Here is a 13,815-nt window from a genome sequence, read left to right on the forward strand (position 1 = left end):
ACGGACGGAGCGGGCTCACGCCGCATGGCGGCCCCGGACGAGCGTGCCCTCCGCGATCCGCAGCACCCGGTCCGCCGACGCCTGCACCGAGAGGTCGTGGGTGGCGATCAGCGCCGTCGCCGACTCGGTCTGCACGACGGTGCGCAGCAGCTCCATGACGGCGGCTCCGGTCGCGGCGTCGAGCTGGCCGGTCGGCTCGTCGGCGATCAGCAGGCGGGGAGATCCGGCGAGGGCGCGCGCGAGGGCCACGCGCTGCTGCTGCCCGCCCGAGAGCTCGCCGGGGCGGGAGCGGCCGCGGCCGGCCAGGCCGACCAGATCGAGGAGGTGGGCGACCCGGTCCTCCCGCGCGCCCGGCTCCTCGCGGCGCAGGCGGAGGGGGAGGCCGACGTTCTCAGCGATCGTGAGGTGCGGCAGGAGGCCGAAGGTCTGGAACACGAAGGCGATCGAGTCGCGCCGCAGCCGGGTGCGCGCCGCCTCGTCGAGGCCGGTGACCGGCTCGCCGTCGAGCAGCACGCTGCCGGCGGTGGGGACGTCGAGGCCGCTCACGCAGTTCAGCAGTGTGGTCTTGCCGGAGCCGGACCGGCCGGAGAGGGCGACGATCTCGCCGCGGGGGACGCGGAAGGACACGTCGTGCAGGGCGGTCACGTCCCCTGCCGGGGTGTGGAATCGGCGGGTGAGACCGTCGACGACGAGCACGTCGGTCATCGGACGCTCCGTCCGGGATCGGCGGGAGCGGCGCCCCCGGGGTCGGGCTCGGCCCCCGCCTCCTCCGCCGCACGCTGCGGCCACACCCCGACGTGATCGCTCTCGAGCGTCAGCCGCACCCGGTCGTTCAGCTCGAGCGCGCGCCGGTACTCGGCGGGCAGCTGCAGGCGGCCGACGCGGTCGAGGACGGCGAACTCCTCCTCCGACAGGGTGGAGACGCCGCTGCCGTCGAGCTCCTCCCGCCGGAGGGTCTCGGAGGAGATGCGGCCGTCGCGGATCGCGACCGTCCGCCTGACCTGGCCCGCCACCGCGGCGTCGTGGGTGACGATCACGATCGTGCAGCCCAGCGCCTCGTTGACCGCGCGCAGGGCGGCGAACACCTCGTCGCCGGTGCGGCCGTCGAGCTGCCCGGTCGGCTCGTCGGCGAGCAGCACCTGTGGTGCTCCGGCGAGCGCGACCGCGATCGAGACCCGCTGCTGCTCCCCGCCCGAGAGCTGGGCGGGCCGGCGGTCGGCGCGGCCGCCGAGGCCGAGCATGCCGAGCAGCTCGTGTGCGCGGGCGGCCCGCTCCCGTCGGCCGCGGCCGGCCAGGGCGAGGGGCAGGGCCACGTTCTCGGCGGCGGTGAGGGCGGGCAGCAGGTTGCGGGACGACTGCTGGCGCACGAAGCCGACCGTCGAGCGCCGGTACCGGACGAGCTCGGCTCCGCGCAGGGCGGTCAGGTCGTGGCCCGCGAGGCGGGCGCGGCCGGCGGTCGGGGCGTCCAGTCCGGACAGGATCCCGAGCAGCGTCGACTTGCCCGATCCGGAGGCGCCGACGATCGCGAGCACGTCCCCCTCGTCGACGAGCAGGTCCAGTCCCTGCAGGGCCTGGACCTCGACTCCGCCGGCGCGGAAGACGCGGACGAGGCTGTCGCAGGCGATGAGCGACTCCGCTCCGAACTCGCCGGTCGTGGTCTGCGCCAGAGCGCTGGTGAGAGTCATGCTTCCTCCCCGGAACGCAGGATGTCGGCCGTGCGGACACGGCGGGAGAGCGGCACGTCGACCGCGAGGGCCAGCGCGAGGGCGGCGGCCGCTGCGGCGAGGACGCCGAGCGGGAGCAGGAGGGGGACGGAGACCGCGGCCGGTCCGCCGACGAGGGTGTCCACCCCGAAGGCCGGCCAGGCGGCGGTGAGGACGACGGCGGCGGCCAGCACCCCGCCGACCACGCCGCCCAGCACCAGGGGCACGAGCTCGCCGACAGCCAGTGCGAGGCGGGCGCGATCGGGGAGGCCGAGGGCGCGGAGAAGAGCGAGGGTGCCTCCGCGGCGGCGCGCGCCGAGCACGGCGGTCGCCAGCACGGCCAGGACCGCGAGCAGGCCGGTGGCCAGGAGCGACAGCAGTGTCGCGTCGCGCACTCCGGACACCAGAGCGCCGTCGCGGCTGTCGGCGAGGACGGAGGAGCGCAGGACCGCGCCCTCGGCACTCGCCACCGGCCCGACGGCGAGCACCGTGGCGGCCGCGGGCTCGCCGCCGAGCGCCTCCGCCAGCAGCGCGCGGTCGACGACGGCGACCGGGCGCCCCACCCATTCCGCACGGGGGATCGGCGGGCCTGCGACCCTCGCGTCGATCCGCACGCCGTCGATGTCGAGCACGAAGCTCCCGTCACCGACGGTGCTCGCCAGGCGGCGATCGACCAGCACCGGGAGCGGGTCGTCGGCGGCCGGCGCGCCGCTCGGCGGGATCGCGGGCGGGTCGGCGCTCGGCAGCGCCTCCGGCGGCAGGGCCGCGAGCAGTCGCGCGTAGTCGGAGTCGACGCCGAGGACCGTCGCCGTGACCTGGCTCGTCGGTCCCTCGGCCCGGACCCCGTCGATCCTCGCGAGGGCGGCGGCGGTGTCGCCCGCGGCGTCGAGCTCGGCGGCGAGAGCGGGTCCGTCGGGAGCGGTGTCGATCCGGAGATCGGCGCCGACCGCCCGCCAGGAGGCGGACTCCTGCCCCGAGGCGACCGTCTGCAGCAGCACCGTCGAGGCGACGGCGGCGCTCGCCGCGAGGACGACCGCGACCAGGGCGAGGCGCGAGGTGCCCTCCTGCGCGCTCGATCCGGCCAGCAGCGCCGCCGGCCCGCGGCTGCGTCCGGCGAGGCGGACGAGCGGCGCCGCGGCGAGCGCCGGCAGGGGGGAGAGCGCCAGAGCGATCACGGCCGCGGCCAGCACCGGGGCGACGAGGGCCAGGGGATCGACGCCGGACGCGCCGGACCCTCCCCGGAGCGCCAGGACCGCCGTCAGAGCGGCGGCGACGAGCACGCCGGCCGCTGCGAGCCGCAGGGCGCGCCGCCGCGGGGCGGGCAGGGGCCGCAGGAGCGGTCGGAGGGTCGCGACCACGGGCGAGACGACGAGGACGGCGGCGGCGACGGCCATCAGGGCGGGGGAGCGCGGAGGGACCACCAGTGCGGCGGCAGTGCAGCCGAGAGCCGTGACGAGCAGCGACTCGACGGCGGCGTGCGTCCCGATCAGGCCGAGGGTCGCGCCGTGGGAGCGGAGGAGCGCGATCTCGGCGTGTCGCCGGCCGGACAGGGCGGTGCTCGCGAGCACGGCGACCAGCACCGCGACGCCGAGCAGTCCGGCGGCGAGGGTCGAGAGCTGCGCCGTCGCGGCCGAGACCGCTGCGGGGAAGGCGTCGAGCGCCTCCTCGTAGCCCGAGAGTGCGGTGACCGTGAGGGGCGCCCCCTCGGTGATGTCCGCCGTCGAGGTCTCGAGGGCGTCGATCGCGAGGCCGGCGCTCCGCTCGCGCTCGAGATCGAAGCGGGCGGGGTCGAGGACGACGCGGGCGGTGCCCAGGGCGGCCTCGGGGAGGAGCGGGCCGACGCGGTCGAGGGTGGCGGCTGTGGTGAGCACGGTGACCGCGGGCCGGGCGGCCCCTCCCCGTGAGGAGGAGGAGGCGGGCTGCCAGAGTCCGGGCAGATCGGTCCAGGCCTCGCCGGTCGGGTCGACGGCGTCGACGACGGCCACGACGCGGAGAGCCGGTCCCTGGGCGACCGGCAGCACATCGCCGGCCTCGAGACCGGTCGCGGCGGCGGTGGCGGAGGAGACGGCGACGTCCGCCGGGCCCTCTCCCGCGTCGTCGCCCGGCAGCGCGCCCGAGGCGACGCGGAGCGACTCCGACTCCGCCGGGTCGAGGACCCCGAGCCGTACCAGCACGCCGCCGCGCGGGGCGGTCGCGGGCAGCTCGGGACCGAGGATCCCCACGTGGATCCCGGACGCGACTCCGGTCAGTGCCGCGGGCAGCCTCTCGGGGAGCTCGGCCGCGTAGTCGAGGAGCCGGCCGGCGGTCGTCGTCTCGTAGCCGGACGGGTCGGCGACGGAGGAGCGCAGCAGGAGGTCCGCGTCGCTCCCGGCCGCGGCGACCGCCTCCTCCGCTGCGCGGTCCAGGGTCGCCTCGATCTGCAGGGGCACGGCGAGCGCGAGGGCGGCCGCCACCGCGGTGAGCACGAGCACGCCGAGCAGTGCGAGCAGATCGCGGCGGGCGCGGCGCAGGATGAGGTAGCCCGCGGCCACGATCCCGCTCATCCGTCCGCCCCCGCTCGGAGGAGGTCGGGCAGCGGAAGCCGCCGCTGCGCCAGACCGAGGGAGAGGGCGACGGCCCCGAGGGCGAGGAGCATGCCGGCGGGCACCAGGGCGAGCGCCTGCCACGGGACGATGAGGGCGACGGCCTCCCCGCGTCCAGCGCCCGCGATCCGCGTCCCGACGAGAGCGAGGACGGCGCAGCCGGCGAGCAGGCCCGTCACGACACCGGCGAGGGCCGAGGCGATCGCGTCGGCCGAGAGCACCGCGAGCAGGCCGCGCCGCGAGAGACCGACCGCTCGCAGCTGGGCGGCCTCGAGCCTCCTCGCCCGGCCCATCGCGGCGGCCCGCGCACCGAACCCCGCGAGCGCGAGCAGGAGGCTCGCCCAGACGACGACCGAGGCCGTCGCGGGGATCTCGGCGCGCAGCGGCGCCGCGAGCATGCGCTCGGCGAGCGAACCCGGGGAGACGGCGGCCACCGGCCCCGGACCGCCCGCCTCGCCCCAGTACTCGTCCGCGAACGCGCCCGAGGCGCCGGCCTCGAGCAGCCGGTGGGCGAGAGCCCGAGCGTCGACGACGATCGTCGACTCGGCGCGCGAGGCCGACGGGAGGCCCGCGGCGAGCGCGTCGAGGTCGTCGTCGGTCGCAGCGCCGGGGACTCCGGCGGTCTCGCCGGCGACCCGCAGCAGGATCGGTGTTCCGTCGACGAAGGCGGCCACATCGGCGCCGGAGAGCACATCGAGGTCGTCGGCGAGGGTGGAGGAGAGGACCGCGCCGATCGGAGCGCCGGCATTCCAGCCCACTGCCCCGTAAGTGAGCGGAGGCGGGAAGAGCTGGGTGCCGACCGTGATCCGCAGCGCATCCGCTGCCACGGCGACCTCGGGCGGCAGCGAGTCGTCGCCCTGCACGGAGCCGGTCCAGGTCCCGGCGTCCGTCAGCGAGAGGGGAGAGGTACCGCCGTCGGGCCCGAGGGCGGCGATCTCCTCGAGCACGACGTCGACCCCGACGGCGCGCTCGGTCTCGGCGCCGCTCAGGGTCGCGGTCACGCCCACCAGGCGCAGGTCGACGGAGGAGTCGAGGTCTCCGGAGGTCACGACCGCCGGCTCGGTCGGCGAGGTCGGCGCACCGAGCGGCACCGGAGTCAGGGCACCCCGGTCGTCGGCGACGATCGCGGTGAGCGCGACCTCGAGTCCGGCCGGACCCGTCACGGAGGCCCGGGCCCGCAGAGCGGCCGTCCCGCGGGGGAGGTGCGGCCCGGTGTCGTCGAGGTCGCTCGCGGGCAGCGCCTCCGCGAGCTCGCCGCCCGAGGCGCGGACCTGCTCGTCGGGGCTGCGCTCGAGCAGGCCTCGCGCTGCGGCGTCGAGCGCGAGCAGCTGCGCCGGGGATCCGGGCGCGTCCGCTTCGACGCCGGGCTGCAGCTTCTTCGACACCAGGCTCTGTCGGCGGAGCACCGGTGACGCCGTCGTCGACTCGCTCAGGCGGGCGGGCGCCCCGACGGCGACGGACGCCTCCTCGCGGACCGCCTCCTGCCACGTCGCGCTGGTGCCGAGCGCGATCACCGAGGCGCCGACCGTGAGCGCCACCAGCACGACGCCCGACGAGCGGCCGGAGCCGCGGGCCGCGAACCAGCCGGCCAGCGGAGCGACCGCACCCCGGGAGCGGACGGCGAGAGCTGCGACCGGGCGGGCGCAGGCGTCCGCCAGCCGTGCTCCGAGGATCGAGAGCGCGCCGAGCAGGACGGCGGGGGTGAGCGCGAGGAGGAGGTCGCCGCTGTCGACCGCGCCGGCCGCCCGCCAGACCAGCAGCGCCGCGACCACGACGACCACCGCCTGGCCCGCCGCTGCGAGGGGCGACCGGCGCGCGCCCCGGCCGGCCGGCCGCAGCATCAGCAGTCCCACCACGACCGCCACGGCGAGCGCGCAGAGCACGACGGCCGCGTCCGGGAGCACCCAGCGCGGCAGCCCCGCGGCGTCGAGCGGAGGCGCGGACGCGACCAGCGCGTGCATGAGCACTCCGCCCCACGGACTCGCCGTCGCGATCACGACCGCCACCGCGAGAGCGTCGACGGCGACGGCGCCCAGGCGCTGGAGCCCGGTCGCCCCCCTGCTCTCGGAGCCGTTCCAGCTCGTCCGCTCGCGACTCGGCGAGGAGGTGGGTGACCGCGGAGGCCGCCGCCACCAGCACGACCACGAGCAGCAGGGCGACGACGAGCGCTGCGGCGCGAGTGCTCGCGAGACCGGCCGCGACATCGTCGAGCGCGGTCGGGAGCCCGGTGTCGACGAACAGAGTGCCGCCCGGAGGCGCGGCCGCCAGCGCGATCGCGGTCTCGGCGTCGCTCGCGGCCGAGCGGAGCGCGGCCAGCCCCTCGGGCCCCGTCTGCGCGAAGGAGGGCCGCTCGACGGCGAGGAGCTGAGCGGGCGCGATCCCCGACGCGTCGACTCCTTCCGGAGCGGCCAGCAGCGGACCCGCGGCGTGCACCGGGGAGAAGAAGGAGCGGCCCGGCTCGGGGAATCCCTCCGCGTCGCCCTGAGCGAGCAGCGGGTCGTTCTCCCAGAAGGCGCCCGGCCCGGCCCGGTACACCGCGTCGACGCGGAAGTCGGATCCGCCGAGCACCAGGGTGCCGCCGACGGTCAGGCCGAGCGAGCGGGCGGCGCTCTCCGGCACCGCGACGCCCGGGGCTTCGGCGGGCCAGGAGCCCGCGATCAGCTCGGCCTCCGCGCCGGGGTCGTCGAGCTCCGCGAGGTAGGAGTAGACGCCCTCCGGTGTGGTGGCCCAGCCGGAGGTGGCCCAGCCGGTGCTCGTGAAGGACACGCCGGGGCCGTAGCCGGCGCGGGTGGCGGCATCGACCTCCGCCCGCGATCCGGCCACCGGGGTCGACGGCTCGAGGACGCGGACGGTCACGTCCACGCGGTCGGGCGGGAGGGCGCTCAGCGCTCCGCTCACTCCGCTCTGCTCCGCGGAGCGCACCAGGAGCAGGGCGCCGCAGAGCACCGAGCCCGCGACCACGGCGACGGCCAGCACGAGGGCGAGCAGCCGCGACGAGGTGCGCCAGCGGCGCAGGGCGAGCGCGCCTGCCCAGAGAGGCAGCGATCCGGACGCGGTGACGACCGTGCACCTCCATCGGTGAGCTGGATCAGGCGGCGGCACCGCGAGGCGAGTCTAGGACTCGCCCCGCCGCCCGCGCGACAGGTGTCGAGCGTTCTCCGTGGCCGTCGGGATGTCGTGTCCTGTTCGCCCGTCACCCCTTGCCTGCGCGCCTCCCCGCGCGCACGCTGGAGGCATGACCGCTTGGAGTGCGCTCGAGATCGTCGGCGCCGTGGTGATCGCCCTCGCGCTGATCGGGCTCGCCGTCGCGGCCGTGGCGGTCGGAGCGGGCGACGAGATCGCGTTCATCGGCGTGCTCGTGGCGTTCGCGGTCGCGGTCACCGGGCTCGGCCTCCACATCGCCGGCCGGGAGGCGCGCTACCGCCGCGACAACCGCTGAGCAGGAGACGCTCCGGCCGCGACGACCGCTGAGACAGGAGACGCTCCCACCTCGACGACCGCCGACAGGTCAGTGGCCGAGCTCCACCAGCAGGACACCGGCGATGATCAGGCCGATCCCGCCGAGCATCGTCCAGGTCAGCGGGTCCTGGAACAGCCATCTCCCGAGCACCGCCGTCAGCGCGACTCCGACCGCCGCCCAGATCCCGTAGGCGACCCCGATCGGCATGCCCTGCGCGAGCGCCCCGGCCAGCAGCGAGAACGCGACGACGTAGCCGACTCCGACCACGACGTACCAGCGCTTCCGGCCGTCCGTCGCGGGCTTGAGGCTCATCGTCGCGGCGACCTCGGTGAGGATCGCGCCCGAGAGCAGCAGCCAGGCCATCAGCGCGCCGCCCGGCGCGCGGCCTGCGCGCGCTGCGAGCCGATCTCGACCATCAGCACGCCCGCGATGATCAGCACCAGCCCGATCGTCATGACGCCCGTCAGCGGCTGCCCGAAGAGCACGGCTGCGAGGACCGCCGTCAGCGCGACTCCGCACGCGCCCCACACGCCGTACGCGACTCCGATCGGCATGCCGGCCTTCAGCACCCGGCTGAGGAGGACGAACGCCGCCAGGTAGCCCGCCACCACGAGGGCGTACCAGCCCGGCGACTCGATCGCGGCCTGGAGGGCGAGCGACGCCGTCACCTCGGTGAGGATCGCGCCGGCGAGGAGCACCCAGCTCATCGCGTGCCGTCGGGACGGGTCATCCGGCCAGCGTAGGGCGGGCGCGGAGGCCGGCGCCCGCAGAACGAGGGCCCGGCGCCCGGAGAGGGGGCGGGAACGATCGTTCTCCGGTCCACGGCGCGCTCACCGGGCGAAGTGGGCGCGCACCTCCGCCTGCCAGCGCTCGCGGTCCTCCTCCGTGATGAACGCCGCGTCGAAGGAGTTGAGCGCCAGGCGCTCGAGCTGCGCGTCGTCCATCCCCAGCTCCTCGACCAGGGCGCGGTAGTTCTCGTCCACGTAGCCGCCGAAGTAGGGCGGGTCGTCGCTCGAGACTGTCACGACGAGCCCCTCGCGGAGCATCTCGGGCAGCGGGTGGTCGGCCATCGTGTCCACCGCGCGCAGGGCCACGTTCGACAGCGGGCACACTGTCACCGGGATGCGGTGCTCGCGGAGCATCGCGACGACGTCCGGATCCTCCATCGCGCGGATCCCGTGGTCGATCCGCTCGACCTTCAGCAGCTCGACGGTGGCGGCGACCGTCTCGGGCCCGCCCTCCTCGCCGGCGTGCGCGACCAGGCGCAGGCCCTCGGCCGCGGCGCGCGCGTAGACGTCGACGAACAGCTCCGGGCCGAAGCCCACCTCGTTCGAGTCCAGCCCCACACCGATGATGTGCTCGCGCCAGGGGAGGATCGCCGTCAGCATCTCGTCGGCCGCGTCGGCTCCCAGGTCGCGGAGGAAGCACATGATCAGGTCGGTCGAGATCCCGTGGGTCTCGTCGCTCCGGCTGAGCGCGCGGGTGATCCCGGTCATCACGGTCTCGAGCGCGACGCCGTTGCCGAGGTGGGTCTGCGGGTCGAAGAAGATCTCGGCGCGGCGGACGTTCGCCTTCTGCGCGCGGTCGAGATAGCCGGTCGCGAGCTCGAAGAAGTCCCGCTCCGTCTTCAGCACGGTGAGGTTCGAGTAGTGCAGCTCCAGGAACGACGCGAGGTCGGTGAAGGAGTACCGCGCGCGGAGGGCGTCGAGATCCTCGGTCGGCAGCGCGACTCCGTTGCGGCGCGCCATCTCGACGATGTGCTCGGGCTCGATCGTGCCCTCGAGGTGGATGTGCAGCTCGGCGCTGGGCGGGGCGGGGAAGGCGGGGCGGGGCATGCGGATCCTCCAGGGAGCGGCCGGGGCGGCGGGGTCGCTCCCGACCGTAGGCCTCCGCTGTTTCGCGCGCGTTTCCGGCGGCGCGGCCCGACTTCCGGGTCCGAGACCGGCCCCGCCCCCGGGTGCTAGAGCTCGCCCTGCTGCGAGGTCCCGGCCGGGATCGGGACGAGCCGCGTCACGACGGGCGGGTGGGCGACGAGTCCGCGGATCGCCGCGTTCAGGCGGACGACCGGCTCGCCGGCGCCGTGCGCGTCGAGCAGGTCGCCGCTCGTCCACTTCTCCAGCATCACGACGGTGCCGTCGGGGGAGTCGTGGATCGCGTAGAGCTCGCAGCCCTCCTCCTCGTGCACCTCCGCGATGGCGGTGGAGAGGGCGGCGACGAGGGCGTCGCGCTGCCCCTCGGCGGGAGTGAAGATCGCGGTGACGACGACGGGATCGGACATGGCGTGCCTTTCGGAAGGGGAGTGGAGGATCAGCGCCGCGGTGGTGCGGCGCAGCTGGAGCGGATGACGAGGTCGGCCTGCACCTCGATGTGCTGCGGCGCCTCGGGGAGGCGGCCCTGCATGCGGGCGAGGACGAGCTCGACGCTGTGGCGGGCGAGCATGTCGATCGGCTGGCGGACGACGCTGAGCGGCGGGGTGACCAGCTCGCTCCACGGGTTGTCGTCGAACACGACGACCGAGAGGGCCTCCGGGATCCGGATCCCGAGCTGGAAGAGCCGGTGCACCGCGCTGCGCACCTGCGCGGTGTTGGCGACGACGAGAGCGGTCGGCGGCTCCGGCAGTGCGAGGAGGGCGGCGACCGCCTCGCCGCCGACGTCGCCGCGGAACGGCACGTCGCGGACGAGGGTGGAGTCCAGCGGCAGGCCGGCCGCGGTGAGGGAGGCGCGGTACCCGGCGACGCGGGCCTGGCCGGTGGAGGTGTGCGCCGGTCCGGAGAGGATCGCGATCCGGGTGTGGCCGAGCGCGATCAGGTGGTCGGTGGCCCGGGCGGCGGAGGCGGAGTTGCCGATGCTGACGACGTCGACGTCGTCGAGCCCGGGCGTGGTGCGGTCGACGAAGACCACGTCGACCCCGGCGCGGCGCAGGCGCGACCACTTCTCGAGGTTGTCGCCGGAGGGAGTCGCGATCACGCCTCCGACGGAGCGGTCGAGCAGGCTCGTGAGCGATTCGCCCTCGACGTGGGAGTCCTCCTGCGTGGTGACTAGGAGCACCTGCGCCCCGCGGGCGCGCGCCTCCCAGACCACCTTGTCGGCGAGGCGGGCGAAGAACGGGTTGGTGAGGTCGGGCAGGACCAGGCCGATCGCCAGGGCCTGCCCCTGGCTGAGCTCGCGGGCGGCGGCGCGGGGGCGGAAGCCGAGCTCGTCGATCGCCTCGACCACGCGGCGCCGGGTGTCGACCGCGACCGGGCCGGTGCCGTCGTTGAGCACGCGGGAGACGACCGAGACCGAGACGCCCGCGGTGCGGGCGACGTCGCGGATCGTCGGAGCTTTGTGCACGGGTCCTCCCCGGGGCCGGCGGGGTCCTCGTCGAACGCCGCGATGCGAACTGCTGTTGACACAGCCTAATGGGCGCTGGTACAAAACTGGTACCGGTTCCACCCCGACCGGTCAGCAGAATTCCTCCGAAGAAGACTGCGCACGACGACGACGTCCACCGCCCTCACCGGCGGCTCTCCGCGTCCGTGCGCCACCGGACCAGAGAGGTCAACGTGAACCTGTACAAACTCCTCGGCGATCGCGAACGCGAGGGCCGCCCCATCCGCGTCGGGCTGATCGGCGCCGGCCGCTACGGCACCATGTACCTCTCGCAGGCGCGCAACATCCCCGGCGTCCACGTGGTCGCCATCGCCGACGTGAACGTGGCCCGGGCCCGCGGCGCCTTCGAGCTGGTCGACTGGCCGGCCGAGGCGATGGCCGCCGACATCCCCGAGGCGCTCGCCAACCGCACCACCACCATCGTCGACAACGCGGCCGCCCTCTTCGAGCACGACATCGACGTCATCGTCGAGGCGACGGGCAACCCCATCGTGGGCGTGCACCACGCCCTCCGCGCGATCGAGACCGGCAAGCACATCATCATGGTCACCGTCGAGGCCGACGCCCTCGCCGGACCGGCGCTCGCCAAGCGGGCGGAGAAGGCGGGCATCGTCTACTCGATGGCCTACGGCGACCAGCCGGCGCTCATCATGGAGCTCGTCGACTGGGCCCGCACCAGCGGCTTCGACGTCGTCTGCGCCGGCAAGGGCGCCAAGTACCTCGAGCACTACCACCAGATGAACCCCGACAACGTCTGGGAGAACTGGGAGTTCAGCAAGGAGCTCACCGACTCCGGCCAGCTCAACCCCTACATGCACACCTCGTTCCGCGACGGCACCAAGGCCGCCATCGAGATGGCCGCCGTCGCCAACGCGGCCGGGCTCGTCCCTTCCGACGCCGGCCTCACCTTCACCCCGGGCGACGTCGAGGAGATCGCCACGATCAGCCGCCCCCGCTCGATCGGCGGAGCGCTCGACCATGAGGGCACCGTCGACGTGATGTCGAGCGTCACCCGCGACGGCGCGCTCATCCCGCACAACACGCAGGAGGGCGTCTACGTCGTCGTCAAGGCGACCAACCCCTACGTGTCGACCTGCTTCGACGAGTACCCGTGGCACCCGGACCCGACCAAGCAGTACGCGGCGCTCTACCGCCCGTACCACTACGTCGGCCTCGAGCTGAACATGTCGATCGCCAACGCCGCCCTCCGCGGCATCTCGACCGGCCACCCCGAGGGCTTCTACGGCGACGTGGTCGCGACGGCCAAGAAGGACCTGAAGGCCGGCGAGTTCCTCGACGGCGAGGGCGGCTTCACCGTCTACGGGAAGCTCGTCTCGGCGAAGCACTCGGTCGCCACCGGCGCCCTCCCCGTCGCGCTCGCCCACCACGTCGAGCTGCGCAACGACATCGCGCAGGGCGCGACGGTCGGCTGGGACGACGTCATCATCGACGAGTCCCTCGCCGAGGCGCTCGAGCTGCGCCGCGAGACCGAGGCGCTGCTCGCCTCCTGATCCGGCCCTGAGCCGGGCGGCCCCCTCCGTCCGGCCCGGACCGTCCCCCGATCCCCCTTCACTCCTCCCTTCCTTCCAATGACGAAAGGCCCCCCTCCCATGTCGTTCCCCACCCGCGCCGCCGGCGTCGCCCTCGCCGGCCTCGCCTCCCTGACGCTCCTCGCCGGATGCTCGGCCTCGCCCGACGGAGACGGCGGCGGACCCGCCGGCGGCTCCGGCTCCGGCGCCGACATCGTGTCGCTCGTCGACGCCTCCGCGCAGACCCCCGCCGACGAGGTCGCCTCCTCGCTCGGCACCCCCACCGTGCCGGACGGCGCGAAGCTCTGCTACATCACCCGCACCCTCTCCAACGAGTTCTGGGGCTACGAGCGCGACGGCTTCGAGAACCGCGCGAAGGAGCTCGGCGTCGACTACCAGACCTTCGACGTGACCGACGAGTCCTCGATCACCGAGCAGCTCGACAAGGCCAAGAGCGCCATGAACCAGGGCTGCTCCGCCATCCTCGCCTCGCCCATCTCGGCCACCGGCCTCGACTCGATCTTCGAGTCGGCGCTCGCCGACGGCATCCCCGCGATCGTGCTCAACGACGCCAAGAGCGGCGTCGCCGGCACCGTCTACGTCGGACCCGACGCGACCACCATCGGCGCCACCGCGGCCGACTACATCGCCGACAAGCTGCCCGACGGCGGCAAGGTCGCGATGATCGAGGGCGACCCGGGATCCTCCAACGCCATCAACCGCGGAGACGGCTTCACCGCCGCCCTCGCGAAGCACGAGAATCTCGAGCTCGTCGCCTCCCAGACCGCCTCGTGGGACCAGACCAAGGCGCAGGAGATCGCGACCACGATGCTGACCGCGAACCCCGACATCGCGGCCTTCTACTCGCAGAACGACGGCATGGCGCTCGGCGTCCAGGCCGCCATCGACGCGAAGGGCCTCACCGGCAAGGTGATCCTGGTCGGCACCGACGGCATCCCGCAGGCCAAGAAGCAGATCCTGGCCGGCGACTACACCGCCACCGTCAGCGAGCTGCCCACCACCGAGGGCTCGACCGGCGTCGACGCCGCGCTGTACCTGCTCGCCGGGAAGAAGGTCCCCGCGTGGATCGACGTCCCCGCGTTCATCATCGACAGCACCAACGTCGCGCAGTACGAGACCGGGATGCCGTAACCCGTCACCTCCCCCCC

13 protein-coding genes are annotated in these 13,815 nt (G+C 74.8%); 4 read left to right on the forward strand and 9 right to left on the reverse strand.

Annotated elements, in window-relative coordinates; genetic code table 11:
- Positions 1-15: 15 nt before the first annotated feature.
- Genes GSU45_RS04485 through GSU45_RS04500 form a run of 4 tightly spaced genes read right to left on the reverse strand, consistent with a single transcriptional unit; the run spans position 16 to position 6,291 of the window.
- Entirely contained in the window at positions 16-705 is a 690-nt protein-coding gene (locus tag GSU45_RS04485) for an ABC transporter ATP-binding protein (RefSeq protein ID WP_159913054.1), read from the reverse strand.
- Positions 702-1,685 carry an ABC transporter ATP-binding protein gene (locus tag GSU45_RS04490; RefSeq protein ID WP_159913056.1) on the reverse strand — a complete coding sequence of 328 codons (984 nt, stop codon included), beginning with the start codon at positions 1,683-1,685 and terminating at the stop codon, positions 702-704. Before GSU45_RS04490 ends, GSU45_RS04485 begins: the two co-directional genes overlap by 4 nt.
- Positions 1,682-4,246 (reverse strand): FtsX-like permease family protein, encoded by a 2,565-nt coding sequence (locus GSU45_RS04495; RefSeq protein WP_159913058.1) that lies wholly within the window; start codon positions 4,244-4,246, stop codon positions 1,682-1,684. Before GSU45_RS04495 ends, GSU45_RS04490 begins: the two co-directional genes overlap by 4 nt.
- Positions 4,243-6,291, reverse strand: coding sequence for an ABC transporter permease (locus GSU45_RS04500; protein WP_159913060.1), 2,049 nt, complete (start codon positions 6,289-6,291; stop codon positions 4,243-4,245). Before GSU45_RS04500 ends, GSU45_RS04495 begins: the two co-directional genes overlap by 4 nt.
- Positions 6,292-6,395: 104 nt before the next feature.
- Here GSU45_RS04500 and GSU45_RS04505 point away from each other — a divergent pair, with 104 nt between their 5' ends.
- Both GSU45_RS04505 and GSU45_RS04510 read left to right on the forward strand, forming a co-directional pair.
- Positions 6,396-6,653 (forward strand): hypothetical protein, encoded by a 258-nt coding sequence (locus tag GSU45_RS04505; protein WP_159913062.1) that lies wholly within the window; start codon positions 6,396-6,398, stop codon positions 6,651-6,653.
- An 867-nt stretch (positions 6,654-7,520) separates the two neighbouring features.
- Positions 7,521-7,724, forward strand: coding sequence for a hypothetical protein (locus GSU45_RS04510; protein WP_244248213.1), 204 nt, complete (start codon positions 7,521-7,523; stop codon positions 7,722-7,724).
- A 69-nt stretch (positions 7,725-7,793) separates the two neighbouring features.
- Here GSU45_RS04510 and GSU45_RS04515 read toward each other — a convergent pair whose 3' ends face one another.
- The 5 genes from GSU45_RS04515 to GSU45_RS04535 form a co-directional block, all read right to left on the reverse strand.
- On the reverse strand, positions 7,794-8,108 hold the full coding sequence (locus GSU45_RS04515; protein WP_104239710.1) for an SMR family transporter: 315 nt from the start codon (positions 8,106-8,108) through the stop codon (positions 7,794-7,796).
- Positions 8,108-8,452 carry an SMR family transporter gene (locus GSU45_RS04520; protein WP_159913066.1) on the reverse strand — a complete coding sequence of 115 codons (345 nt, stop codon included), beginning with the start codon at positions 8,450-8,452 and terminating at the stop codon, positions 8,108-8,110. Before GSU45_RS04520 ends, GSU45_RS04515 begins: the two co-directional genes overlap by 1 nt.
- A gap of 123 nt (positions 8,453-8,575) precedes the next feature.
- A complete protein-coding gene (locus GSU45_RS04525; protein WP_159913068.1) occupies positions 8,576-9,580 on the reverse strand; it encodes an adenosine deaminase in 1,005 nt (334 codons plus the stop codon).
- A 125-nt stretch (positions 9,581-9,705) separates the two neighbouring features.
- Entirely contained in the window at positions 9,706-10,023 is a 318-nt protein-coding gene (locus tag GSU45_RS04530; protein ID WP_159913070.1) for a putative quinol monooxygenase, read from the reverse strand.
- Between the two features lie 29 nt (positions 10,024-10,052).
- Positions 10,053-11,078, reverse strand: a complete 1,026-nt coding sequence (locus GSU45_RS04535) for a LacI family DNA-binding transcriptional regulator (RefSeq protein WP_159913072.1) — start codon at positions 11,076-11,078, stop codon at positions 10,053-10,055.
- Positions 11,079-11,290: 212 nt separating this feature from the next.
- Here GSU45_RS04535 and GSU45_RS04540 point away from each other — a divergent pair, with 212 nt between their 5' ends.
- Both GSU45_RS04540 and GSU45_RS04545 read left to right on the forward strand, forming a co-directional pair.
- A complete protein-coding gene (locus tag GSU45_RS04540; protein WP_159913074.1) occupies positions 11,291-12,628 on the forward strand; it encodes a Gfo/Idh/MocA family oxidoreductase in 1,338 nt (445 codons plus the stop codon).
- A 99-nt stretch (positions 12,629-12,727) separates the two neighbouring features.
- The gene (locus GSU45_RS04545) at positions 12,728-13,798 is read left to right on the forward strand and encodes a substrate-binding domain-containing protein (protein ID WP_159913076.1); all 1,071 of its coding nucleotides are present in this window, start codon (positions 12,728-12,730) and stop codon (positions 13,796-13,798) included.
- Positions 13,799-13,815: the final 17 nt, after the last annotated feature.

Origin of the sequence: Rathayibacter sp. VKM Ac-2801 (assembly GCF_009834245.1) — a bacterium.
Classification (GTDB): Bacteria; Actinomycetota; Actinomycetes; order Actinomycetales; family Microbacteriaceae; genus Rathayibacter.